The following is a 25,175-nucleotide window of genomic DNA, read 5'->3' on the forward strand; positions in this document are numbered from 1 at the left end:
CCGAAAGTCGGAAGCGCCCTTGCTACGTGGTGGTGCGAAGCCGAGCGTGGCAGGCGTCTGGGCCCGTTGCAGCGCTTCTCGGCTTCGCCGTCAAGGTTACCAACCACGACCATGGACCAGGAACCGGTCCCACTTCTTAGGATGACGCTGTGACCGGAGAACGCGCGTTGGTGCTGGGTGGCGGTGGCGTCACCGGAATCGCCTGGGAGACGGGGATTCTGCACGGACTGGCTGAACAGGGCGTCGACCTGACGGACGCCGGCCTGTTCGTCGGGACGTCGGCAGGATCCGTGGTGGCGACGGAGCTGGCGGGAGGTGCGCCGCTGGCTGATCTCTACGCGGGCCAGCTGCTGCCGCCCGACGGGGAGATCCCGGCCCGTCTCACCTCGTGGATGGTCGTCAGGTACGCGCTTTCCTACGTGATGCCCGGCTCGCCGGCGCAGAAGCGGGCCCGGCTGGGCAGGGCGGCGCTGAAGGCCGGCACGCCGTCGGAGGCGTCGCGGCTGGAGGTGTTCGACAGCCGGCTGTCCATCAAGGACTGGCCGGAGCGCCCGCTCAAGGTCACCGCCGTGGACACCGCGGACGGGAAGTTCGTGGCGTTCGACCGGGACAGCGGTGTGCCGCTGGTCAAGGCCGTGGCGTCGAGCTGCGCGGTGCCGCTGGTGTGGCCGCCGGTCAGCATCAACGGCAGCAGGTACATGGACGGCGGCATGCGGTCCGTGGCCAACGTCGACCTCGCGGCCGGGTGCGAGCGGGTCGTGGTCATCGCGCCGTTGACGCGGTCGGCCAGCCCGGCCGCGACGCCCGGCGCGCAGGCCGCGAAGCTCGGCGTGCCGTCGATCGTGATCAGCCCGGACAGGGCCGCGCTGACGGCGATCGGCACGAACCTGCTGGACCCGGCGCGGCGCAAGCCCGCGGCGGAGGCGGGGTACGCGCAGGCCGTCTCGATCGCCGCGGCGGTCCGGGAGGTGTGGGGCTAGCCAGGCCCCGTCCTGCAGGTCTCGTCGGGCGACAGCGGCGGCCGAGGGCCCGCGTCTCTCACCAGACGAACTTGCAGGACAGTGCCCAGTCGCCGAATGTCGACCGGACAAGTGGTTCGTACCTCTTGTCCGAAGTTCACCACCACGCCTATGGTCGCCGCGCCTGCCCTTTTAGGCAGGTTTGTTAACCATTGGTTGGAGGTGGTTGTGGACAGACGATCGGCGTTGGCGGCGTTGAGCGCGGCCGGACTCGTATTAGGTCTCCTGGTGGCGGGGACGACCAGTGCGACGGCCGCGGATCCCCTGGTCTCGCAGGGGAAGGCGGTCACGGCGTCCTCGGTGGAGGGTGCCGGGCTGGAGGCGGCGAAGGCCGTCGACGGCAGCACGGCGACCCGGTGGGCGTCGGCGGAGGGCAGTGACCAGGAGTGGCTCCGGGTCGACCTCGGCTCGGCGCACGCGGTCAGCCGGGTGCGTCTCAACTGGGAGGCCGCGTACGCCAGGGGGTATCGCGTGCAGACCTCCGCCGACGACTCGGTGTGGGCGGACGTGTTCTCGACCGGCACCGGTGACGGCGGGGTCGACGACCTGACGGTGTCGGGTTCCGGCAGGTACGTGCGGGTGCTCGGCACGGCTCGCGGCACCGAGTGGGGTTACTCCCTGTGGGAGCTGGAGGTCTTCGGTGTGGCCGGTGGTACGCCGCCGACCACGACGACCACCCCGCCCTCGGACGGTCTCGGGTACGCGTTCGGCAGCCGCAAGACCTCGTACGCGGCGGGCACGTTGCGCCCGTCCGGTGCGACGTCCACCCTGGACGCGGCGGTGGTGGACTACTACCAGCGCTGGAAGTCCGCGTTCGTCCGGCAGAACTGCGGCAACGGCTGGTACCAGGTGATCTCGCCGGACGCCGACCACCCGTACGTCGCCGAGGCGCAGGGCTACGGCATGGTCGTCGTCGCGCAGATGGCGGGCGCGGACCCGGACGCCCGCAGGATCTTCGACGGTCTCGTCAAGTGGAAGATCGACCACCCGTCCTCGATCAACCGCGACCTCCTCGCGGCGGAGCAGGACGTGAACTGCCGCAGTGTCAACGGCGGAGACGGCGCCACGGACGGCGACATGGACGTGGCCTACGGGCTGTTGCTCGCCGACCGGCAGTGGGGCAGCACCGGCACGCACAACTACAAGCAGCTGGCGATTCGGCACATCAACGCGATCAAGGCCAGCGAGGTCAACCCGCAGACGAACCTGCTCAAGCTGGGCGACTGGTCCAGCGCGGGCGACCAGTACTACTACCTCTCGAGGTCGTCGGACTGGATGGTCGACCACTTCCGGGCGTTCCGGAAGGCGACGGGGGACGGGGCGTGGGACACGATCCGCGCCGCGCACCAGAACGTGATCTCGTCGCTGCAGCAGAACTACGCTCCGAACACGGGTCTGCTGCCGGACTTCGTGGAGAACACGAACTCCGCCGCGCGCCCGCCGGCCGGACAGGTGCTGGAGAGCGTGAACGACGGCAAGTACTACTGGAACGCCTGCCGCGTGCCGTGGCGCATCGGCGCGGACGCGGTGACCAGCGGTGACTCCCAGTCGTTGACGGCGGCCCGCAAGCTCAACACGTGGGTGAAGGCCAAGACGGGCGGCAACCCCGACAGCATCGCGATGGGTTACCAGCTCAACGGCACGCAGATCTCCGGTGGCAGCGCCGCCGCGTTCTTCGCGCCGTTCGCGGTGGTGGCGGCGGCCGATCCGGGCAGTCAGGCGTGGCTGGACGCGTTGTGGAACAAGATGCTGCGGACGCCGGTCGACGGCGGCAGCTACTTCTCCGCGAGCATCCAGCTCCAGGTGATGATCACGGTCACGGGCAACCACTGGGTGCCCTGATCCGTTCCGCGCGGCCCCGGAGGGTGGTCCAGACCTCCGGGGCCGCGTGCTGTCCGATCGCGCAATAACTGGTCAGTACCTCTTGTGAGCTGCGCAGACGCCTGCCTACGGTCCCCCGACTCGCATTGACAGCTTTGTTAACTAATTGCTGGAGGCGGCCGTGGGTGGCAGAACGACGGCGTTGGGAGCGGCGGGGCTCGTGCTCGGCCTGCTCGTGGCGGGGACGACGATGGCATCGGCGGCGGATCCACTGGTCTCCCGCGGCAGGGCTGTGACGGTCTCCTCCGTGGAGGGATCCGGTTTCGAGGCGGCCAAGGCGGTCGACGGCAGCACCTCGACCCGGTGGGCCTCGGAGGAGGGGCACGACCCGGAGTGGATCAGCGTCGACCTCGGCTCGGCGCACACGATCAGCAAGGTGAAGCTGAGCTGGGAGGCCGCGTACGCCAAGTCGTACCGCGTGCAGACCTCCCCGGACGGCTCGGCGTGGACCGACGTGTTCACGACCAGCACCGGAAACGGTGCCACCGATGACTTGACGGTGTCCGGTTCAGGACGGTACGTCCGGGTCTACGGCACCGCTCGGGGCACGGCGTACGGGTACTCGCTGTGGGAGTTCGAGGTCTACGGCGTCGGCGACGGCACCCCGCCGACGACCGCCACTCCGCCCACGACCACCACCACCCCGCCTGCCGGTGGCCTCGGTTACCCGTTCGGCAGCAGGCAGACCCCGTACGCGGCCGGCATCCTGCGGCCGTCGGGCAGCACGTCCGCTCTGGACGCCGCGATCGTCGAGTACTACAAGAAGTGGAAGGCCGCGTTCGTCAAGCAGAACTGCGGCAACGGCTGGTACGAGATCATCTCGCCGGATGCCGACCACCCGTACGTCGCCGAGGCCCAGGGCTACGGCATGGTGATCACCGCTCAGATGGCCGGCGCCGACCCGGACGCCCGCAAGATCTTCGACGGCCTGCTGAAGTACAAGCTCGCCCACCCGTCGGTCAACAACCCCGACCTGCTGGCCGCCGAGCAGGACACCTCCTGCAAGAGCGTCAGCGGCAGTGACAGCGCGACCGACGGCGACATGGACACCGCCTACGGCCTGCTGCTGGCCGACCGCCAGTGGGGCAGCACCGGCACGTACAACTACAAGCAGCTCGCGGTGAAGAACGTCAACGCCATCAAGAAGAGCCTCATCAACCCGAACACGAACCTGCTGCTCATGGGCGACTGGTCCAACTCGGGCAACAGCAGGCAGTACTACGGCTCCCGCTCCTCCGACTGGATGTCCGACCACTTCCGCGCGTTCCGCAAGGCGACCGGCGACTCGGCCTGGGACACCATCCGCACCAAGCACCAGGACCTCATCGCCACGCTGCAGTCGAAGTACGCGTCGAGCACCGGTCTGCTGCCGGACTTCGTGCAGGACACCAACTCCACGGCGAAGCCCGCGGTCGGCGAGATGCTCGAGGAGGCGGCCACCGACGGCAAGTACTGGTACAACGCGTGCCGCGACCCGTGGCGCATCGGCGCGGACGCCGCCCTGACCGGCGACACCAAGTCGCTGGCGGCCGCCCGCAAGATGAACTCGTGGATCAAGGGCAAGACCGGCGGTGACCCGAACAAGATCGCGGTCGGCTACTCGCTCAACGGCACGCAGATCGACAGCGGCAGCGACGCGGCGTTCTTCGCGCCGTTCGCGGTGTCGGCCACGACGGACGCGGGCAGCCAGGCCTGGCTCGACGCGTTGTGGAACAAGATGCTGAACACTCCGGTGGACACGAACACGTACTTCGGCGCCAGCATCCAGCTGCAGGTGATGATCACGGTGTCCGGCAACCACTGGATCCCGTAGGCCGTGCGACGGTTCCGGCCCGGGGCTCGCGCCCCGGGCCGGAACCCGTTCTCACAGTCGCTGGCGGAACCACCGGCGGATCAGGCTGATGGTGATGGCGACCATGCCGAGGAAGCCGAACGCGCGGAACCCGTCGCCGTTGGCGTCCACGCCGCCGGTGTACGCGGTCATGCCGTAGAAGAAGAAGGCGACGTCCGCGGCGAGCATCACGAGGACGGCCCAGCCGGTCCAGGTGTGCACCTTGGCGGTGATGTTGTTGGTGACGCTGTTGTCGATGTCCATCCGGCCGGAGCCGTGGTTGACGTTCATCTGCCCGTCGCCCTGGTTGTTGAAGACGTTGCTGCCCCCGGACGCGCTGTTGCGCGCGCTGCGTCCGAAGGGGTCCTTGGGGCGACTCACCGCTCACCTCCGAAGCCCTGGTTGACGTTCATCGGCCCGTCGCCCTGGTTGGCGATCACGGTGCCGCCGCCGGACGCGGTGTTGGTCATCACCCGCTTCCCTCCTTCCGCCGGAGGTGGCGACGCGCTGCCGCGCTCCAGGTTCTCGATCAGGCCGCGGACGTCGGACTCGAACGTCCGGTGCCGCACCTGCCAGTACATGGAGAGGCTGAGCAGCGCGATGTCGCTGGGAAGCAGGGACCGGTCGGGCAGCGGGGTGTCGTCGAGCAGCACCGGCACCACCTGGATGTCCCGCTCGAACGCCATCCGCAGCTCGGTGCGCACCCAGTCGCGTTGGTCGTCCAGGCAGCGCTCGCCGTTCCTGTTGCGGATCGTCAGCCACGACGGGCCGATCACCGCGATCACCACGTCCGCCCGTTCGAGCTCGCGCCGGATCCGCCGCGGGTACACGGACCCCAGGGGCAACGAGTCCCGGTCGCGGAACACGTTGCCCGGCCCGTAGTGCGCGGCCAGCAGCCCGGAGATCGCCGCCGTGGCGTGGACGCTGTCCTTGATCCGGTAGCTCAGGAAGATCCGGCGCACGGCTCACCCTCCTCCGCCGGCGTGAAACGGCCGACCTCCACCTCGGCCGCGCGCAACACCTTGTCGCCGTGGTGATAACCGCCGCGCAGCTCGCGCAGCACGATGCCGTCGTGCTCGGCGTCGCCGACCTCGGCGACGCGCACCGCCTGGTGCAGGCTCGGTGTGAACGGCGTGCCGACGCACGCCATCCGGCTCACGCCCTGCCGCACCAGCAGTTCTTCCAGCTCGCTCGAGATCGAGTCCACGTCCCCGCACTGGGGTGAGGACTCGATCCGGTCGAGGACGAGGATCACCTGGCGCAGGACGGGGGTGAGGATCTGCCGTGCCCTGTCCTCGCCCGCCTGGTCGAGCTGGCGGCACAGCTCGTCGTACATCTGCTTCTGCAGCTTGTCGTTGAGCAGCCTGCGCTGGAACAGGTCGCGCAGTTCGGCGAGCTCCTGTTCGACCGTGCCCACCTCCACCTAGCGCCCCTTCCGCTCGACGCGGCCGAACTCGGAGGCGGCCTTGAGTCGGTGGTGCCACACCGGCTTGTACCTCAACGTGTAGAAGATGCCGCCGATGGCCACCATCAGGAAGAAGCCGAAGAACGCGGAGCCGGGGCTGCCCGAACCGATGCCGCCGACGAACGGCGCGATGCCGAAGATGAGCAGTGCCAGGAACCACTTGTGCCAGTTGGCCCAGTTCCACGTCTGCTCGCGCGCCTCGGAGGCCATCTGACGCAGCTCGCTGACCAGCTCGGCGACGTCGGGGTCACCGGTCTTGAGGTTCTCGATCGAGTCGGCGCGCTTCACCACCAGCGACGCCTGCTCCTCGGACAGGACGTAGAAGCCACCCTCGCTGAGCACCTGGCCGTGCAGCACGACCGGCCCGATCTTGCCCAGGTGGTCGAGCAGTTCGTCGTGCAGGGCGATGGCCAGGTAGTAGCGGAACGCCGGGTTGTCCGGGTGCTCGCGCACCACGGACTCCATGATCTCCAGCGCCTTGGCGGCCATGTCGTTCTGCAGGAACACCTGCGCGATGGACGTCCGGTACTCGGGGTTGCCCGGATCGATCCGCAGCGCGTCCTCGTACTTGCGCATCGCCTGCTGCCACTTGCCCATCGCGGCGTACGCCTCGCCGAGCCCGTAGTGGTACGAGGCGTTCTGCGGTGCCAGCCGGATCGCCTCGGCGTACTCGTACTCGGCGTCACCCGCGTTGCCCAGCAGGAAGGACGAGTGCGCGCGCAGGAACCAGGCGGCGTCGTGGTCGCCCCGCCGGTTGATCGCCTCGCGGGCCGCGTAGTTGGCCGCGCTCGGGTTCTCCTGGTCGAGGTAGGCGCGGGCGCGGTCGAGCCAGTCGATCCCGTTGCCCTGGGCGGTCGGCCCCTCCGGCGGCCGGTACTCGGCGAGCTCGCGGTCGAACGAGGCACGCGCGCTCGCGTCGAGCAGAACCTTCTCGGCGCGGTCGATGTCGCGCACGCGCGCCTCGGCCTCGGTGCGCCGGTCGGGATCCGCACTGCCCTGCCGTTTGATCCACTGCCTGCGCTGCTTCGTGATCGCCTTGCGGATCTCCTCGGTGCCGGCGGTCTGGCCGACCTGGAGCACCTCGTACAGGTTGACGAACTGGGACGTGGTCAAGGTCAGCTCACTTCCAACGCGCGGATCTTCTCCGCTGCCAGGTCCTTCTCCGCACTGTCCATGTTGGACACGTCGTGCACCTCGAACGTGCCGAGAGAACGGTTCGTGGTGAGGTCGGTGACCTCGATGAAGACCGTCTGGTCGATGTCGTAGGCGAACGTGACGTCCACCGGTGCCCCCGCCGGGTAGGCGGGGATGTGCAGGATCTGCTCGCCGATCACCTTCACGTACCGCGGATCCAGGTCGTCGCCCTGCGTCACCGACACCCTGATCTCGGTCTGCTGGTCGGCGACGGTGCGGAACGAACTGGTGTGCTTGGCGGGAATCCTGGTGTTGGGCGAGATGATGACGACGTTCTCCATGCCGTGCGTGTCGGCCTTCGCCAGGGTCCCGAGTCCCTGCGACGTGACGTCCTTGATGGTGATGGCGGGCAGCGCGGACCTGGTGCCGGTCCGCTCGACGTCGACCATGTGCGCCTGCACGGCGGCACCGAGCGCGACGACCTCGTCCGGGTTGACCGCGCGTTCGGCCTGCTTGCCGGAGAACGACTCCATCATCTCGCGCACCATCGGCATGCGGGTCGACCCGCCGGCCAGCAGCACCCTGTCCACATCGGACCACGACAGGCCGGCGTCCTCGAGCACGATCGCGGTCAGGTCCCGGGTGCGGCTGAGCAGGCTGGAGGTCGCCTCCTCGAACTCCTCCCGCGTCACGTCGACGGTCTTGGTCACCCCGCCCGAGCTGAGCACGACCTTGGTCTTCGCGATGGTCGTCAGCGCGCGTTTGGCGTTCTCGGCCTTCTCCCGCAGGTCGGCCTCGGCGTGGTCGTCCTCCAGCAGGTCGGGGCCGCCCAGTTCCCGGAACCGGGCGTTGAGCAGCCGCATCAGGACGTTGTCCCAGTCGAAGCCGCCGAGGTTGCGGTCGCCGTTCGTGGCGATGGTCGTGAACTCGCGGTTCTCGATCCGCATCACCGTGACGTCGAACGTGCCGCCACCGAGGTCGTAGACGAGCACCGTGCCCGCGTCGGCGGTGTCGAGGCCGTAGGCGAGCGCGGCGGCGGTGGGCTCGTTCAGCACCCGGTGCACGGTGAGCCCGGCGATCGCCCCGGCGTCCTTGGTGGCCCGCCTCGCGCTGTCGTCGAAGTACGCCGGCACGGTGATGACGGCCTGGTCGACCGGTCCGCCGAGGTGCAGTTCTGCGTCCTCCCGGAGCCTTTTGATGATCAGCGCGGAGATTTCCTCCGGCCGGAACGACACGCCCTCACTCGTGTCGAAACGCCAGGTCGGATCTCCCATGGCGCGTTTCACGAATTGGACGGTGTCGAGCGGCGCCATCGCTGCCGACCTTTTCGCCATGGTGCCGACGAGAGTCGAGTCGGATTGCAGGAGAACCACGGACGGCGTGATGTTCTCGCCTTCCCGATTGGTGATGATCTCGGGTCTTCCCAGCTCATTGACCACCGCGGCGGCCGAGTAGGTGGTGCCCAGGTCGATGCCGATCAGGTACCCCAACCTCAGCACCTCATTTCTTGACGCCTGTTGTTGGCATTCAATTTGCTGATGGATGTCGATGATTCTGCGGACTACATCGCGAGCCCTCTCGGGGGTGTTAACGGAATTAGTTGACAGATTGTGGACAGCTGGAATCAGTGGTCGAAGTGATCCAGCTCACCGGCGTCGACGGCTTGACCTTGCCCCTGGGGCAAGGTTCGAGGGTGTGGGCATGGACAACGACTTCATCGCCCGGACCGCCCTGCACTTCGACATCCCCGGCGCCGCCGCCGGCGTCTTCCACGCCGGCCGGGAGCACTACTTCACCCACGGCGTGACCAGCGTCGAGAACCCCTTGCCGGTCAACGAGCACACGCTCTTCCTGCTGGGGTCGATCACCAAGACCTACACGGCGACCGCGATCATGCGGCTGGTCGCCCAGCGCCGGGTGTCGCTGGACGCCTCGGTCCACGAGTACGTGCCGGAGCTCGAACTGGCCGACGGGCGGACGTTCACCGTCCGGCAGCTGCTGAACCACACGTCCGGGCTCGACTGGGGCACGCTGGTGGACACCGGCGAGGGCGACGACTCGCTGCGCCGCCACGTGGACGGGCTCGCCGACCTGAAGCTGATCGGGGCGGCGGGAGAGCGGCCGTCCTACAGCCAGTCCGGGTTCAACCTGGCCGGGCGGATCATCGAGAACGTCACCGGGCAGACCTACGAGCAGGCGATCGCGGCGTTGCTGCTGGAGCCGCTCGGGCTCGCCGACACGCACTTCGACCGGGACGCCGTCATGACCCGCCGGTTCGCCGTCGGGCACGAGAAGGGCGAGGTCGCGCGGCCGTGGAGGCACTGGCGGGCCAACAACCCCGGTGGCGGAATCGCCACCTCGATCGCGGATCTCCTCGCCTGGGCCCGATTTCACCTCGGTGACGGCGACGGCATCGACTTCGCCGAGATGCGTCGGCCCACCGCGGTGTTGCGCGGCAGCAACCTCGGTGACGCGATCGGTGTCGGGTGGTTCCTGCGCACCATCGACGGGGTGGCGGCCATCGGGCACGGCGGGTCGTCCAACGGGCAGTTCGCCGAGCTGCTGATCGTGCCGTCACTCGGGTTCGCGGTGGTGTCGGTCGCGAACCAGGGGCCGGACGGGATCCCGTTCAACCAGGCGGTGGTGCGTCAGGCGCTGGCGCACTTCGCCGGTGTGGTGGATCGTGACCCGGAACCGTTGCCGTACAACGCCTCTGACGCCGCCGAGGTGGCCGGCGGGTACGACAACGACGCGATGGTCATGACCATCGACGACATCGGATCGGGGCTGGTGCTGGAGGTGCTGATCCGGCCGGAGATCCGCGCGGCCGCGGAGGCGGACCTGCCGGCCGACCACGCGCCGTTCCCGATGGCGCTGCTGCCGCGTGACGAGTACATGATCACGTCCGGGGCGTTCACCGGGCAGCGCGGGTTCTTCACGCGGGACGCGGACGGCGTGATCGTCGGCGTCGATCTCGCCGGACGGATGTTCGGTCGTGTCTAGCCGAACGCCGCCATCCGCTCCCACGCCGGTGAGGTGGCGTGGGAACGCATGGACAGGGCCAGCGCGGTGATCTCCGGATCGGCCATGGGGACGGCGGGCCTGCGGGACAGCCAGTCCGCCGCCCGCCGGGCCAGGCCCGGCAACCGCGGATCGTCGGCGGGAAGGTCGAAAGCCTCGTCGTAGGCCAGGTAGATCCGCCGGAACTCGGGATCGGCCAGCGACTCGACCTTGTCCGCGAGCCACACCCCCGCCTCCTGCGGTGCCACGGCCTGCATCAGCACCCAGACCTCCCGCTCCATCCGGACGCCCCGCTCGCTGACACCCATGTCCCGCAACAGGTCCAGCATCGCGGCGGCCTCGGGGGAGACCAGCAGCGCGTTGCCCGATCGCAGCCGCACCACCCGTTCGCGGGCCAGCCGGATCTCCTCCTCGCGGCGGCGCAACGCCTCGTCGATCTCCCTGATCGCCGCGGCGAACTCCTCCTCGTCCGCCCCGAGCAGTTCACCGACGCGGGCGAGGGGAACGCCGGCCTCGGTGAGCGTGCGGATCTTGACCAGGGCGATCGCGTCCCCGGCGGTGTAGCGGCGGTAACCGGAGTGGTCGCGCTCGGGTTCGGGCAGCAGGCCCACCTTGTGGTAGTGCCGCACCGCCTTGATCGTCACCCCCGCGTACCGGGCGACCTGGCCGATCGTGATCACTCCCGCATGATGCCCTACAACGTGCGCAGGAACTCCGGCCCGCCCTCCTCGGCGTTCAGCCCCTTCTCCACGAACGCGATGTTGTGGTGGAAGGAGATTCCGCTGATGTTGCGCTCCAGGTAGGTGCCCTCGCCGCGCGGATCGCCCACCTCGGCCCGGTTCAGGCCGTCCACAAAGGACTTGAGCAGACCCATCGAGGTGGCCGGGGTCGCGCCGGGGTGGCCGCCCCAGCTCGGCCAGTACGAGGTCTGCAGGTCCTCCACGACGTACAGGCCGCCCGCGCGGACGTGGGGGAACAGGGCGTGGAACGACGTGCGCACGTGCTCGTTCAGGTGGCTGCCGTCGTCGATGACCACGTCGAACGGTCCCAGCTCGCGGCCCAGCCGGTCCAGGAACCCGGCGTCGGACTGGTCACCCCGGACGGTCGTGATGCGCGGGCCGGTGACGTTCTTCCGCGCGATGTCCAGGCCGTGGATCAGGCCGCGCTGGAAGTAGCGCTGCCACATGCGCAGCGAGGCACCGCCGCTGTCCGGGTCGTCGTAACCGCCGATGCCGATCTCCAGCACCTTCACCGGCTCGGTGCGCAGGCGGGCGAAGTGGCGTTCGTAGTGCTGCGTGTACCAGTGCAGGTCGCCCCACTTGTCCGAGCCGAACTCGACGGCCAGCTCACCCAGGTCGCGCCGGACGGGCTTCAGGGCGGACAGGAGCTCCTGGACGGACTGCGCGAGGCCCTTGCGGCTGTGGAACCAGCCGGCCAGGCCGTTCTCGTCCAGGTCGGGGTTCGGGGTGGCGACGGCGAGGCTCGGCCACGGGCGGGCGTCGGTGCCGTAGAGGCCGCGCACGGCGTCGGCGAGGTCGAGCGTGACCACCACGTCGGCCTCGGCGCACAGGTGGGAGGTGGTCCGGCCGTCGAAGCGGAGGTCCAGGCGGACGTCGTGCTCGCCGATCTCGCGGAGGACCTCGGCGGTGACGGCTCCGGGGGTCAGCCCGCGGAGGGTGGAGTTCAGCAGGTCCCGGCCGGCGGTGGCGGCCTGCAGCAGCGGAGCGAGAACCGTCCACCGGGCGGTGTCCAACACGGAGTCCCCTTCGTCCGGCTCGAGTCCGACTTGAGCCCGTCCGTTTTACGATCGACTGTATGGGGATCCGACGGGTGTTCTGCATGATCTTGGCCGTAGTCCTGGTCGTGTCGGTCGCGGGACCGGCACGAGCGGGAGAGCGGCAGTTGCTGTTCTACAACCATGCGTGGGGCACGCTCGACCGCGCCACCGCCGACGCGGTCGAGCACTCGCGCTACCTCAGGGAGTTCGCGGACTTCGAGGTGCGCACCACGACCGGTGCCGACGGCAAGGTGTGGACGGGGCGCTACCTGCGAGGCAGGGAGACCTACCTGGAGATATTCGGGCTCGGGGACGTGCCGGGCCAGGACGGTGAGCCGGGGGCCGCCGGTCTCGGGCTCTCCACCGAGCGCGACGGTGACGTCGAGAAGCTCAAGGCCCGGCTGCAGGCCGCGGGGGAGAAGCCGATCGACTTCCTGCAGACCCGCGACTTCGGCGACGGCAAGCCCGTGCCGTGGTTCGACTCGCTGTTCCTGGTCGAGAAGTACGAGCGGTTCGGCGCCTGGGCCATGGAGTACCGCGACGAGTACCTGGACGACCCGCGCAGCAAGGTGGGCCCCGCGAGGTTCCCCGGCGACGTGTCCCGGGAGCGCTACCTGCCGGACGCGTACGAGGACAGGGTGATGCGCGACATCACGTTCATCCGCCTCGCCGTCACCCCCTCCGACCTGGCGGACACCTTGCCGCTGCTGCGCGCCGGCGGGTTCTCGCTGTGGACCGAGGACGGCTCGGTCACGGCCACCCGCGGCGGCACCACCATGCGCTTCGACGAGGCGCCGGTCGGGCGGACCGGGCTGAAGCGGGTCGAGTTCGAACTGAACTGCGCGGTCGGCAGGCACGTGGAGAAGCTCGGCACGTCCACGCTGGTCGTGGGGCCGGGCAAGCGCGCGGTCTGGACTTTCTGAGACCCTGGTCCGAACGGATCAACGAACGGGGTGTCGGACGGGTGTCGCTGGTCGGGCGGGAGCGGGAACGGGAGCGGCTGGCCGCGCTGGCGGGCTCCGGCGGGTCGCTGCTGGTCGTCGGTGAGCCCGGCGTGGGCAAGTCGGCGTTGCTCGCCTGCCTCGACGGTCACCGGGTCGTCGGTGTCGAGGCCGAGCAGGACCTGCCCCACGCCGGACTGCACCAGGTCCTGCACCCGTTCCTCGACCTGACCACGTTGCCCGGTGCGCGGCGGGCCGCGCTGGAGGTCGTCCTCGGACTCTCCGACGGCGCCGCGCCGCCCGTGCACCTGGTGGGGCTCGCCGCGTTGGAGGTGCTCCAAGCGGCACGGACCATCGTGCTGGTCGACGACGCGCACTGGCTGGACCAGGCGAGCCGGGACGTCCTCGGGTTCGTGGCCCGCCGCCTGTCCGCGAGCACGCTGGTGGTGGCCGCGCGGTCGCCGGTGTTCGCCGGGGTGCCCGTGCTCTCCCTGGAACCGCTGGCCGCCGCGGAGTCGCTGGAGGTGCTCGACGCCGTCGCGCCCGGCCTGGATCCCGAACGCCGGTCGTGGGTGCTCGCACGGGCGGCCGGAAACCCGTTGGCGCTCACCGAACTCCCGTTCGGCGGCAACTCTCTCGAGGAGACGTTCGCCGCGCGTGCCTCCGCTCTGCCCGCCGAGACGCGGTCGGCGTTGCTCGTGCTCGCCCTCGGTGGTGAGTCCCGTGCGGACCTCGTGCCCGCGGTCGAGGCCAGGCTGGTGGACGCCGGTGGCGCGTTCCGGCACCCGTTGATCAGGTCGGCGATCGTGCGCGCGGCCGATGCCTCGGAACTGCGCGACACCCACCGCCGCCTGGCTTTCACGACCGAGGAGCCGGACCGGCGCGCGTGGCACCTGGCCGGTGCGACGACCGGGGCCGACGAGAACGTGGCCTGCCTGCTGGAGAAGACGGCCGATCGGGCGCTGCGACGGGGCGGCGCGGCCAGTGCGGTGAGCGCGCTGGAACGGGCCGCCGATCTGGGTGCCGGCTCTCAGCGTGCCCGGAGGTTGTTGCGGGCGGCCGAGTTGGCGACCGAGGCGGGGCAGCGGGACGACGTCGAACGGATCCTGCTCGACGTGCGCGGCCTGGACCTCACGCCACGCGAGCGCGCGCTCGTGACGTGGCTGCCCACGGCGTTCGACGACGGAGTGGGCGTGGCGGGCCCGGGCGAACTGGTCGGGCTGGCCGAGTCCGTGGTGGCCGACGGCGACGTCGAACTGGGCCTGCGGATCTTCTGGAGCGTCGCGATGCGGTGCTTCTGGGTGGAGCCGGGAGCCGCTGTCCGGGAACGGATCGCCGCCGTGGCGCGGAAGCTGCCGATCGACCCGCACGACCCGCGCATGCTGGCGATGACGGCCTACGTGTGCCCGGTGCAGCAGGGGGACGCGGTCATCGCCGGGCTGCACGCGGTCCGCGGTGAGTGCGACGACCCCGCCACCCTCCGGCTGCTCGGCAGCGCCGCCCTCCAGGTGGGCGCGTTCACCGACTCCGTGCGCTTCTCCCTTGCCGCGCAACGGGGTTTCCGGGCGCAGGGCCGGTTCGGACTCCTCGCCCGGGCGCTCGCCGTCGAGGCCTGGAGCCGCACCCGCCTGGGCGACGTCGCCGCCGCCGAACCGGTGGCCGACGAGGCCGCCCGCCTCGCCGAGGAGACCGGCCAGCCGTACATGCGCGGCCTGGCCAAGGCGGTACAGGCGGAGATCGCCGCGCTGCACGGTGAGTACGAACTCTCCGCCGGACTCGCCGCGGAGGCCGAACGGATCGGGCTGGCCGCCGGCGCACGCCCGGTGCTCGCCACCGTCCAGCTGGCCAGGAGCCTGGCCGCGCTGGGCGAGGGCCGCTACGCCGACGCGTTCGCCGCCGCGCGCCGGATCCACGACCCGGCCGACCCCTCCTACCAGCTGGCCCTGCGGCGGTACGTGTTGCCCGAACTGGTCGAGGCCGCGACCCGCAGCGGCAACACCGACGAGGCCCGCAAGGTCGTGGAGGAGCTCGACACCGCCACCAGCTCGCCCGCCCTGGCGGCCGGGCTGAGGTACGCCCGCGCGCTCCTGGCGGTGGACGACCACGCCGAAGCGCTGTTCGAGACCGCCCTTGACGCGGACAGTTCGCCGTGGGACCGCGCCCGCGTGCAGCTGGCGTTCGGCGCGTGGCTGCGCAGGCAGCGCCGGGCGGCACAGGCCCGGCCGCACCTCAAGGCGGCCGCGGAGGCGTTCGAGGCGTTCGGCACGAAGGACTGGGCGGAGCGCGCCCGCGAGGAACTGCGGGCGTCCGGCGAGTCGCGGGGTGGCAACGGCGAGCTGACCGAGCACGAGCTGACCATCGCGCGGATGGCGGCGGACGGGCTGACCAACAAGGAGATCGGCGAGCGGCTGCAGCTGTCGCACCGCACGGTCAGCACGCACCTGCACCGGATCTTCCCCAAGCTCGGGGTCACGGCGAGAGCCGAACTGCGAGACGCCCTGGCGGAGTGACGTACCCGATCACCGTCACCTGACGCTCGCGACGCCCGCAGCCCCGCCCCTAGGGTCGATCCCATGATCAGCAGGCGACAGTTCTCCCAGGCAGTGGCCGTGGCCGGCCTCGCGGCACCCCTCGTGACCACCGCGGCCGCACACGCCTCCGCGCCGTCCTGGGGCCCGGTCAAGCAGGTCCGGGCCGGCCTGCTCGACATCGGCTACGTGGAGATCGGCCCGGCGGACGGCCCCGTCACGATCCTGCTGCACGGCTGGCCGTACGACGTCCACAGCTACGTCGACGTGGCACCGGCCCTGGCCGCGCGAGGCCAGCGCGTCCTCATCCCGTACCTGCGCGGCTACGGCCCGACCCGCTTCCTGCACGCGCGCACGATGCGCAACGGTCAGCAGTCCGCCCTCGCCGCCGACGTCATCGCGTTCATGGACGCGCTGAAGATCCGCAAGGCGACCGTCGCCGGGTTCGACTGGGGCGCGCGGACCGCGTGCATCACCGCGGCGCTCTGGCCGGACCGGGTCAAGGCGCTCGTGTCGGTCAGCGGCTACCTGGTCGTCAACCTCCAGCAGAACCAGGAACCGCTGTCCCCGCAGGCGGAACTCGGCTGGTGGTACCAGTACTACTTCGCGACCGACCGGGGCGTGAAGGGGTACGAGCAGAACTCCTACGAGTTCAACAAGCTCATCTGGAAGCTCGCCTCACCCCAGTGGAACTTCGACGAGGCCACCTACGCCCAGAGCGCGACGGCGTGGAAGAACCCCGACCACGTCGCCATCGTCATCCACAACTACCGCTGGCGCCTGCAACTCGCGCAGGGCGAGCACCGCTACGACGGGCTCGAGCGCAAGCTGCAGGCCAAGCCGGTGATCAGCGTGCCCACCATCACGATCGCCAGCGACTTCGACGGGCCGAACAAGGACGGCATGGCGTACCGCAAGCAGTTCAGCGGACGCTACGAGCACCGGATCCTCGACGGCATCGGGCACAACGTGCCGCAGGAGGCCCCGGAGGCGTTCACCCAGGCCGTGCTCGACATCAGCTCGGGGGCGTGAGGATCCCGCCCGCGGTCGTGCGGATGCGCAGCGACGAAGCCCGCGCGTCCCGCACGATCCGATCGACGTCGTAGGCCACGAGACGGCCGCCGCGCTTCACGATCCGGCCGTCCGAGAACACCGTGTCCACGTTGGCCGCGGTCGCCGCCTGCACCAGCGTCGTCTCGAACAGTCCGCCCGGCGCGAGGTTGATGTCGTTGGCGCGCACCAGGAGGACGTCCGCGCGCTTGCCCACGGTGATCGACCCGGTGACGTCGCCGAGTCCCAGCGCGCGGGCACCGTTCAGGGTCGCCATCTCCAGCACGTTCCGGAAGCCGACCTCGGGCAGACCGGCGGAAGGTGTTCCGGCCCAGGGGATGCCGGTGTTCCAGACCAGGCGCATGGCCTCGAACATGTCCGACGTGGCGATGGACGTGGCGTCCGAGGAGAGCGACACCGGCACCCCGGCCCGCCGGAACCGCAGCAGCGCGTCGCGGGGATCACCGGCGGCCCCGAGCCGGAACTCCGAATGCGGTGACCACGACAGCGGCGTCCCGGTCCGCGCCATGATCTCCATGTCGCTGTCCAGCGCCGTGACGTAGTGGCACAGCAACGTCTTCGGCCCGAGCCAGCCACGCCGTTCGTAGTCGGCCGCGTCCACGATCCGCGGCGGTGACTGACCGGCGTGGATCGCGACCGGCAGACCGCGCCCCACCACGCCGTCCATGTCCGCGAAGAACGCCGGCTCGGCGCTCTGGGACAACCCGCGCACGCACACCCCCAGGTGCACCATGCCGTCGAACGCCGTGCCGTCCGCGAAGTACTGCTGCCGCACGCGATCCACGTCCGTCAGGTCCATCGGCACGTCCCGCGACATCTGGTCGACGTGGCCGTAGGAGAAGCGGGCGCGTAACAAGCCATCGCGGTGCGCACGTAGTTCGGCGTCGGCGTGCGCGGGGGACCGGGTGTTGTTGGACCAGTTGTGGACGGTCGTCACGCCCGCGTTCGCCAGTTCGGCGAGTCCGAGCAGGACGCTGCGGTAGACGTCCGCGGCCTCGTACAGCGTGGAGGTCGCCCGCTTCGCCGCGAAGTACGGGAAACCGTCGGCCACGAAGTTGCGGCCCAGCGCGCTCCACATGTGGTGGTGGGTGTTGACGAAACCGGGCATCACGATCATGCCGGTCGCGTCGACGACCTTCGCGCCACGGGCGTTCAGGTCACGCCCGACGCCCGCGATCCTGCCGTCGTCGATCAGGACGTCCGCGCGGGGCAGCACCCCGAGCGCCTGGTCGACGGTGACGACGGCGCCGTCGCGGATCAGGTAGCGGCCGCGGCGGGAGTGCTCGGTGTCCGCACTCGCGACACCGGTGGTGGCGGATGCGGCCAGTGCGACGCCCAGGGATTTCGCGAGCGTCCGGCGGGTGATCATGCGGCCTCCAGAAGACGGGGGTGGCCGCCATGCTCGCCGACGCTTCCGCCCCTGTCACCGCCGTGGAACGCGTGCTGCGCCGCCTGGCTCAGCGAGCCTGGTCCAGTGGACGCAGGTACTTCAGCGAGTTCCCGGTGAGGGCGTCGATCTGCGGCCGCGCGGCCTCCAGCCGGGTGGCCTCGCTCGACTGGCGGTGGAGGATCTCGTCCACGTTGGACGCCTGGACCAGCAGTCCGGGTGCGACGAACCAGCCCTCCGGCAGGCTCCGGCCGCTCTTCGCGTGCTGGGCGAGCATCCACCCGGCCACCGCGCCCTTGAGGAAGTGCTCGGCGGAGATCGTCGCGAACAGATGGCCCTCCTTGACGCCCCGCAACGCCTTCGGGTCGATGCTGAACGCCGCGGCCAGCCACTTCGCGTTCTTCTCCGCGTGCACGGCCGCGAGGTTGATCGCGTCGACGTCGCCCGCGCCCAGCAAGACGAGCGCGTCCTGGTTCGCGTCGGCCAGCCGCTGCCACGTCGCGAGGTTCGTCGTGAGGTCGCGCCCGGTGTCGAGCGGGCCGATGACCTGCAGCTTCGGCAGCCGCTCCGCGAGCCGGGCCCGCATGCCCAGCGACCGTTGGTCGAGCGCCGGCATACCGGGGGAGTTGCTGCCGATCACGACCTTGCCCGTGGCGTCCGGGGGCAACCGGTCGGCCGTCGCGTCCGCGAGCATCGTGCCCAGTTCGAAGCCGTCGTTCTCGATCATGAGCTTGACGCCGCTGCCCGGCGCGACCTGGCCGCCCGCGACCGCCATCACCGGGATGCCTTCCCCGACCACCTGCGCCATCGGCTCGGCCACGAGTTCCGGCGCCACCGCCGACACCGCGATGCCGCCCTTGGCGCGGGTGGCCAGGTCCCTCAGCAGTTCGACCTGCTTCAGACCGTCGTGCGTGTCCGGTCCGGTGACCTCCGCCCGGACGCCGCCCGCGATCGACACGCCCGCCTGGAAACCCTCGCTCATCTCCCGGGAGAAGTCGCGGCTGGTGTTCTGCGCGAGGAACCCGATTGTGGGCGGGTCATCGGACGTCTCCGCTGATCCGCATCCGCTCACCCCCGTCACCGCGAGCAAAACCGCAGGCAGGACGGCACGGACAGCGCGGACCATGGAGAAGCCCCATCAGTTGGTCGAGGAAAGCGGTCAAGGTTAGTGCACCGCTGATCGTGGTGTCGGCTTGCGTGGAATCCTTTGGCTGCGTACCAATAGCACCTTCGCCGGAAAGCGATGTCCACGTGAGGCGCCAATAGATGCTGTCGAATTGGGTCGAGGCTCGCACCACGGTGCAGACGACCGTCATCAGCCTGACGGTCGGCCTCGCCGCGCTGGCGGGCCTCGCGCTGTGGACGAGTCTGAGCATGCAGCAGGCCGCCACCCACCTGCACGAGCTCACCGAGGCCAGCGACCACTGGGGCCTGGTCGTGCAGAACGTCGACGTCGCCGACCACGCCCTCCACGACTACGTCCGGTCCGGTACGCCGGTGATGCGCCAGCCCGTCACGAACGCCGCCGGTGCCGCCGACGAGAGCCTGCGCTGGCTGCGTTCGAACGGCACTTCCACCGACGTCCGCGCGGCCACGATCGTCGGCGACCTCTACGGCGACTACAGCGGCCTGCTGCGGGAGACGGTCGCCGCCGGCGACCGGGGCGACACCACCGCGTCGTGGCAGAAGGGGTACGAGGCCGAGCTCACGCTGGTGTCGTTGCGCAAACAGCTCTCCACGGTCGTGCAGCTCAAACGCCTGGAGACCACCGACTACCTGCGTGCCGCGGAGCTGCGCAACGGCAACCTCCGGCTCGCCGCGATCATCGCGTTCGTCATCGACCTGGGCCTGGTCGGGCTGTGCGGCGTGGTGCTGCTCGGCCACCGCCGCAAGATCCTGCGCCAGGCCGCGAAGAGCGAGCACGAGGCGATGCACGACGCGCTGACCGGCCTCGCCAACCGCACGCTGCTGACCCAGCGCACCACGCAGGCCATCCGCCACAGCAACCAGACCGGCGACCCGCTCGGCCTGTTCCTGATCGACCTCAACCGCTTCAAGCCCATCAACGACACCCTCGGCCACGCGTTCGGCGACCGGCTCCTGCAACTGGTGGCGACCCGCCTGACCGGCGCCGTCCGCGAGGTCGACACCGTGGCGAGGCTCGGCGGTGACGAGTTCGCCGTCCTGCTGCCGTCCGTGAGCACGGCCGCGAACGCCCTGGTCGTCGCCGAACGCGTGCACCGCGCGCTGGACGAGGCCGTCGACCTCGACGGGCTCACGGTCGACGTCGGCTGCAGCATCGGCGTCGCGCTGTACCCGACGGACTCCGCCGACGCGCACGAACTCCTCCAGCACGCGGACATCGCGATGTACACGGCCAAGCGCGCCCGCCAGGGCACGTCCGTCTACGACCCCGGCCTCGACCAGGACAACGCCGCCCAGCTCACCGTGATCAGCGACCTGCGCCGCGCCATCGACCAGGCCGAGCTCGTCCTGCACTACCAGCCGAAGGCCGACCTGCGCACCGGCACGGTCTGCGGCGCCGAGGTCCTGTGCCGCTGGCAGCACCCGCGCCTCGGCCTGCTCGGCCCGGACAGGTTCATCCCGGCCGCCGAGGAGACCGGCCTCATCGAGCCGCTCACCCGGTACGTGCTCGACCACGCGCTGGCCCAGTGCCACACCTGGCACCTCACCGGCTGGGACGTCCCGATCTCGGTCAACGTCGGCGCGCAGTGCCTGCAGGACAGGACGTTCCCCGAACAGGTCGCCGCGGCACTGGAACGCCACGGCCGCCCGCCCGACGTGCTGACCCTGGAGATCACCGAGAGCGCGATCATCGCCGACCCGCTCCGCGCGACCGACGTGCTGACACGCCTGCGGGAACTGGGCGTGCGGCTGTCGATCGACGACTTCGGCACCGGTTACTCGTCCATCGCCTACCTGCGCACGATGCCGGTGCACGAGATGAAGATCGACCGTTCGTTCACCACGAACATGCGCTCGGACTCGTCCAGCGGCGCGATCACCCGCTCGTTGCTCGGGCTCGCGCACAACCTGGAGCTGGAGGTCGTGGCCGAGGGCGTCGAGGACGAGGAGACGTGGACCGCCCTCGCCGCCCTGGGCTGCGACATCGTGCAGGGGTACTGCCTGAGCAGGCCGTTGCCCGCGGACGAGTTCGCGGTGTGGCTGCGGGACCGGATGCTCAACGAGCTGATCGCACCCGCTCCCTAACGCTGGCTGGCCAGTCGATAGGCCGCCGCCCCGATCAGCTCCAGCGACACCTGCAGCCGTTCCGGGCTGATGTTGTCGCGGATCGTGTCCTCCGGCGTGTGGTAGATCGGCTCCAGCTGGGCCGGCCCGCCCTCGCCGCGCCAGCTGAAGTTCGCCGACGCCATGCCCTTCTCGTGGAACGGCACGTGGTCGCTCGATCCGCGTGCCACCGGGCCGTGCACGCGCGGGTCGTAGCCGAGTCGTTGTGCTGCGGCGCGGACCGAGGCGGTCGTCGCGTTGTCGGCGCCGTCCACGGACAGCAGCCAGTACGCCGTGGCCGGGTCGTGGCTGGTGGCGACCATGTCGTTCTGGAACACGCCCTTGATCCGCGCGATCTCCTCGGGCGGGAGTTGCGAGACGTAGTGCCGTGAGCCGAGCAGGCCCTGTTCCTCCGAGCCCCACAACGCGAACCGCAGCGCCTTGTTCGTCGGCAGGTGCCGCAGGACGCGGGCCAGTTCGAGGCACAGGACCGTGCCGCTGCCGTCGTCGTTGGCACCCGGTGAGCCCGGCACGGTGTCGTAGTGCGCGGTGACCATCACGACCCCGTTGTCGCGCCACGGGAACGTCGCCGGGCGGTCCGCGATCACGTTGTAGGACGTCAGGTTCGGGTGGTGGACGGTGCTGATCGTCAGCTCGCCGGAGGCCTGCGCACGCAGCTTCTCGGTGTGCACCTGGGCCAGCCCGATCACCGGTACCGCGACGTTCCGGTCGAGCGTGGGGGAGAAGGCACTGGACTTGCTCGCCGTCGCGGAGATCCGGCCGAGGACGACCGCCACCGCACCGCGTTCGATCGCCGCGTGCACGTGGGCGGAACCGGTGGGGGCGTTGACGTAGAACGCGATCTTGCCGGTGAGGTCCGGCAGCTGGCCGTCGACGACCTCGACGAACGGGGCCTTGACGGTGACGCCGAGGGTGCCGAAGCGCGACGCTCCGGCCTGCCACTTGCCGTTGACGTCGGCGAGGTACTTGTCCGGCACGGTGAACGGCTGCGTCGTCACCTGGTAGCGCAACGCCTTGAGCTCGCGGACGAGGTAGTCGCGCGCCCGGTGCTCGGACGCGGTGCCGCCGATGCGCGGCCCGATCCTGTCGCTCAGGACCCTGAGGTGTTCCAGTGCGTTGCGCGCCCGAACCCTTGCCACGACGGGGAAGTCGCCGAGGTGGAGGTCCGGCGGGTGCGAGGCGCCCGGCCGTTGTCCGGTGGCCGCGAGCGCGCTCGCGGGATTGGCCACGACAGCGGCCACCCCGGCCGCCGCTGCGAAGAAGTCACGTCTGCGCAAGTCGTCCCCCATCTCCCGAAGTTCTCAGGGCGAACGTAGGCAGGACGACGGGCACGCGGCAACCGACTAGTGGCTGGCTTTCACCATCTGGTCGTCGGCGTGGTCCAGGACGAGGTCCTGGACCTGTCTGCGCGCGTCGGCCCGTGCCTTCTGCACGCACGCCATCAGTTGCGCGGCGAGCACTTCCGGTTCCAGTGCGCGGACCTCGGGGCTCAGCGAAATGCCTGTCGTCAGGCCGTTCGAGTCGACCGTGACGCTGATACCGCCGCGCGTGGCCTCGCCGCTGACGGCGGCGAGCAACTTCACCAGGTCGAGGTACCGGCGCTGCTCGCGTTCGGCGGTGGCGTCGCGGCGCTCCTCCCACCACTCGATCCGGCGGTGCAGCAGGGCCTGCGCGGTCGCCGGATCCGCGACGGGCACCGTCCACGAGCCGGACGCGGTGTGCAGCACGATCGTGTGCGAGTGCGCTGTCACGCGGAGGATGCGGGCGAACGAGACCCCGGAGTCGACCCGGGACCCCTCCCGCGTGGTCCAGTCGGCACGTTCGGTGCCGATCACCAGGCGCGTGCCGCGATGCACCAGCACGAGCGGGAACGCCGTCGAACCGAGTTCGAGGACGGGGGAGGAGAGCAACGAGCGGTGGGCCAGCCGGGCGAGCGCGCTGGCGGAACCCGCGCCGAGCACTCCCGCCGCGCACAACGCCTTCACCGCGATCGCCGCGCCGGGGCTGAGCCGCAGAGCGATGCCGGAACCCGGCAGCACACCGAGCACGAGCTGAGCGGAGGTCATCAGGGTGGTGGCGGGCAGCCACGAGTGCGGGTCGCTCAACCCGTTGCGCCGCAACCAGGTCAGCAACGCCCACGCGCACGCCGCCGCGGCGACGGCCGGGATCGCCGACCACCACGGCATGATCTGCTGCCCGGCCGACGTCATCCCGGCGAGCACGACGCAGACGATGCCGATCGCGACGGGCAGCACACCGGAGGAGAGCAGCAGCAACGTCCTGGTGCGGCGCCAGCGCGCGGCCAGCGCGCGGACGACCTGGGGATCGTTGATCAGGGGGATGGCGTGGGGGATCAGTGTCATTCGGGCGCCCCTCGTCAGCTCTCCGCCGTCACCTGGTTGTGACAACGGGCCGACCAGACTTCCCGGCTCACCTGCCCGTTAATATGCCGTAAATGTCCAGATCAAGCAAGGCCTGTCCACAGTGGACGGAGGCGGCGCCCGAGTGGACGCCGCCGCGGATCCTTTGTGTCAGGTCGCTTTCGCGCGGCGTCCGAGCAGGACGTCCACGACCAAAAAGACCAGAAGGCTGATCCCGAGCAGCGGTGCGAACCACCCGGCGAGCAGCGCGCCCGCGCCGAGGCCGACCAACGCGCCGCGCGGGGCCTTGCGCCACTGGCCGCGCGGCGTCGGACGGCCGAACCCGTTCGTGGGCCTGCGCTTCCACCACATGCGGTAACCGAGTACGACCGATGCGACCAGTCCGCCGCCGATCAGCAGCAGCAACAACTGGTTGGGCCAGCCGAAGAGCACGCCCATGTGCGCGTCGATGCCCCACCGGGTCAGCTTCGCGCCCAACGGGAAGTCGGCGAAGTTCAGCGTGCTCACCACGTTGCCGCCGTTCACCGCCACGGCGTCGTTCTGGGTGGGCAGGCCCTTCTCGATCTCGGCCACCTTCCAGGCGCCGCCGGTCTCCAGCGGCAGGCTCAGCTCGAGCGCCTTCGCGTCGAGCCCCGCGCCCCTCGCGGCGCCGAAGACCTCGTCGATCTCGCCGTGCCCGCCGGTGGAGGACGAGGTGACCGACCCGTGGTCGCCGTGGCTCTCGCCGGTGCCGGTCATCTTCAACGTCGGCGTGGACCAGCCGACCGCGGTGCGCAGCATCGCGACGTTCTCACCGGCGTAGGCCGACCACGTGAGACCGGTGGCGGACAGGAACAACGCGCCCGCGAGCACCCACACGCCGATCAGCCCGTGCGTCCGGATGCGCTTGCTCTTGCGGGCCCGCGAGACCCACAGCACCAGGCCGCCCAGCGCGACCACCCAGAGCCAGGACGCGGCCAGTTCGCTGTAGAGACGGCCGGGTTCGCCGAGCATCAGGTTGCGGTGCAGGTGGTCGAGCGTCGTGCGCAGGGGCAGCACCCCGCTCGACCCGTAGACGACGAGGTCCCCCGTGACGCGTCCGGTGCCGGGGTCGACGAAGACCGCTCGCCGTTCGGACTCACCGAGACCCTCCTCGGAGAACAGGACCCGGGTCGTGGCACCGGGTTCCGGGGCCGGCCGGACCGCGACGAGCGATCCCTGTGGTGAGGTCGAGAGCGCGGCGTCGACCTGCGTGGACAGTGGAAGTTGTGGTGCGGTGGCGGGAACGCGCAGCTGGTCGGAGTAGATCCACGACTCCAGTTGCGGGGTCAGGGCGTAGAGGACGCCGGTGAGCGCGGCGATCAGGATGAACGGGCCGACGAGCACGCCGGCGTAGAAGTGCAGGCGCAGGAAGAGTCCCCGCCACGCGAACGACGTGCGTGACGGAGTGGCTGTGGTGGTCATGGTGCTCCAGATGGGCGTGAACAGGG

General features: G+C 70.2%; 20 protein-coding genes and 1 riboswitch. Of the genes, 8 read left to right on the plus strand and 12 right to left on the minus strand.

Annotated elements, in window-relative coordinates; translation table 11 throughout:
* Positions 1-4 precede the first annotated feature (4 nt).
* A riboswitch (S-adenosyl-L-homocysteine riboswitch) is annotated at positions 5-86 on the minus strand.
* Positions 87-149: 63 nt separating this feature from the next.
* The 3 genes from PV646_RS28200 (at position 150) to PV646_RS28210 (ending at position 4,713) form a co-directional block, all read left to right on the plus strand.
* The gene (locus PV646_RS28200; RefSeq protein WP_500345296.1) at positions 150-980 is read left to right on the plus strand and encodes a patatin-like phospholipase family protein; all 831 of its coding nucleotides are present in this window, start codon (positions 150-152) and stop codon (positions 978-980) included.
* Between the two features lie 267 nt (positions 981-1,247).
* Entirely contained in the window at positions 1,248-2,861 is a 1,614-nt protein-coding gene (locus PV646_RS28205; protein WP_500345297.1) for a glycosyl hydrolase family 8, read from the plus strand.
* Between the two features lie 160 nt (positions 2,862-3,021).
* Positions 3,022-4,713 carry a glycosyl hydrolase family 8 gene (locus PV646_RS28210; RefSeq protein WP_500345298.1) on the plus strand — a complete coding sequence of 564 codons (1,692 nt, stop codon included), beginning with the start codon at positions 3,022-3,024 and terminating at the stop codon, positions 4,711-4,713.
* A 51-nt stretch (positions 4,714-4,764) separates the two neighbouring features.
* Here PV646_RS28210 and PV646_RS28215 read toward each other — a convergent pair whose 3' ends face one another.
* From PV646_RS28215 to PV646_RS28235, 5 genes are read right to left on the minus strand one after another with little or no spacing between them, the layout of a single operon-like run.
* A complete protein-coding gene (locus PV646_RS28215; RefSeq protein WP_500345299.1) occupies positions 4,765-5,112 on the minus strand; it encodes a hypothetical protein in 348 nt (115 codons plus the stop codon).
* On the minus strand, positions 5,109-5,693 hold the full coding sequence (locus PV646_RS28220) for a toll/interleukin-1 receptor domain-containing protein (protein WP_500345300.1): 585 nt from the start codon (positions 5,691-5,693) through the stop codon (positions 5,109-5,111). The genes PV646_RS28215 and PV646_RS28220 overlap by 4 nt, the downstream gene beginning before the upstream one ends.
* Positions 5,675-6,154: a nucleotide exchange factor GrpE gene (locus PV646_RS28225; protein WP_500345301.1), complete on the minus strand. Its 480-nt coding sequence runs from the start codon at positions 6,152-6,154 to the stop codon at positions 5,675-5,677. Before PV646_RS28225 ends, PV646_RS28220 begins: the two co-directional genes overlap by 19 nt.
* Positions 6,155-7,309, minus strand: a complete 1,155-nt coding sequence (locus PV646_RS28230) for a tetratricopeptide repeat protein (protein ID WP_500345302.1) — start codon at positions 7,307-7,309, stop codon at positions 6,155-6,157.
* 2 nt (positions 7,310-7,311) lie between these two features.
* Positions 7,312-8,820 carry an Hsp70 family protein gene (locus tag PV646_RS28235; protein WP_500345303.1) on the minus strand — a complete coding sequence of 503 codons (1,509 nt, stop codon included), beginning with the start codon at positions 8,818-8,820 and terminating at the stop codon, positions 7,312-7,314.
* A gap of 211 nt (positions 8,821-9,031) precedes the next feature.
* Here PV646_RS28235 and PV646_RS28240 point away from each other — a divergent pair, with 211 nt between their 5' ends.
* Positions 9,032-10,333: a serine hydrolase domain-containing protein gene (locus PV646_RS28240; protein ID WP_500345304.1), complete on the plus strand. Its 1,302-nt coding sequence runs from the start codon at positions 9,032-9,034 to the stop codon at positions 10,331-10,333.
* Here the strand turns inward: PV646_RS28240 and PV646_RS28245 are convergent.
* On the minus strand, positions 10,330-11,031 hold the full coding sequence (locus PV646_RS28245; RefSeq protein WP_500345305.1) for a MerR family transcriptional regulator: 702 nt from the start codon (positions 11,029-11,031) through the stop codon (positions 10,330-10,332). The genes PV646_RS28240 and PV646_RS28245 overlap by 4 nt on opposite strands.
* A 14-nt stretch (positions 11,032-11,045) precedes the next feature.
* Entirely contained in the window at positions 11,046-12,107 is a 1,062-nt protein-coding gene (locus PV646_RS28250) for a class I SAM-dependent methyltransferase (protein ID WP_500345306.1), read from the minus strand.
* A 59-nt stretch (positions 12,108-12,166) separates the two neighbouring features.
* Between PV646_RS28250 and PV646_RS28255 the strand changes: the two genes are divergently transcribed.
* From PV646_RS28255 to PV646_RS28265, 3 genes are all read left to right on the plus strand, one after another.
* Complete coding sequence (locus tag PV646_RS28255; RefSeq protein WP_500345307.1) at positions 12,167-13,051, plus strand: DUF5829 family protein; 885 nt, start codon at positions 12,167-12,169, stop codon at positions 13,049-13,051.
* 41 nt (positions 13,052-13,092) lie between these two features.
* The gene (locus PV646_RS28260; protein WP_500345308.1) at positions 13,093-15,579 is read left to right on the plus strand and encodes a LuxR C-terminal-related transcriptional regulator; all 2,487 of its coding nucleotides are present in this window, start codon (positions 13,093-13,095) and stop codon (positions 15,577-15,579) included.
* A gap of 63 nt (positions 15,580-15,642) precedes the next feature.
* Positions 15,643-16,629 (plus strand): alpha/beta fold hydrolase, encoded by a 987-nt coding sequence (locus PV646_RS28265; protein ID WP_500345309.1) that lies wholly within the window; start codon positions 15,643-15,645, stop codon positions 16,627-16,629.
* Here PV646_RS28265 and PV646_RS28270 read toward each other — a convergent pair.
* The gene (locus PV646_RS28270) at positions 16,613-18,037 is read right to left on the minus strand and encodes an amidohydrolase family protein (RefSeq protein WP_500345310.1); all 1,425 of its coding nucleotides are present in this window, start codon (positions 18,035-18,037) and stop codon (positions 16,613-16,615) included. The two genes, PV646_RS28265 and PV646_RS28270, sit on opposite strands and share 17 nt — an antisense overlap.
* Positions 18,038-18,125: 88 nt before the next feature.
* Positions 18,126-19,181, minus strand: coding sequence for a sugar ABC transporter substrate-binding protein (locus PV646_RS28275; protein WP_500345311.1), 1,056 nt, complete (start codon positions 19,179-19,181; stop codon positions 18,126-18,128).
* Positions 19,182-19,321: 140 nt separating this feature from the next.
* Between PV646_RS28275 and PV646_RS28280 the strand changes: the two genes are divergently transcribed.
* The gene (locus PV646_RS28280; protein ID WP_500345312.1) at positions 19,322-21,286 is read left to right on the plus strand and encodes a putative bifunctional diguanylate cyclase/phosphodiesterase; all 1,965 of its coding nucleotides are present in this window, start codon (positions 19,322-19,324) and stop codon (positions 21,284-21,286) included.
* On the opposite strand, the gene PV646_RS28285 is transcribed toward PV646_RS28280, so the two are convergent.
* The 3 genes from PV646_RS28285 to PV646_RS28295 all read right to left on the minus strand — a co-directional run bounded on the left by PV646_RS28285 (position 21,283) and on the right by PV646_RS28295 (position 25,149).
* Positions 21,283-22,614 carry a M28 family peptidase gene (locus PV646_RS28285; protein ID WP_500345313.1) on the minus strand — a complete coding sequence of 444 codons (1,332 nt, stop codon included), beginning with the start codon at positions 22,612-22,614 and terminating at the stop codon, positions 21,283-21,285. The two genes, PV646_RS28280 and PV646_RS28285, sit on opposite strands and share 4 nt — an antisense overlap.
* Positions 22,615-22,668: 54 nt before the next feature.
* Positions 22,669-23,688 (minus strand): YbaB/EbfC family nucleoid-associated protein, encoded by a 1,020-nt coding sequence (locus PV646_RS28290; protein WP_500345314.1) that lies wholly within the window; start codon positions 23,686-23,688, stop codon positions 22,669-22,671.
* A 168-nt stretch (positions 23,689-23,856) separates the two neighbouring features.
* Positions 23,857-25,149, minus strand: a complete 1,293-nt coding sequence (locus PV646_RS28295; RefSeq protein ID WP_500345315.1) for a PepSY-associated TM helix domain-containing protein — start codon at positions 25,147-25,149, stop codon at positions 23,857-23,859.
* Positions 25,150-25,175 lie beyond the last annotated feature (26 nt).

The sequence above is a fragment of the Streptomyces sp. ID05-26A genome, from assembly GCF_033794685.1.
Taxonomy (GTDB): domain Bacteria; phylum Actinomycetota; class Actinomycetes; order Mycobacteriales; family Pseudonocardiaceae; genus Lentzea.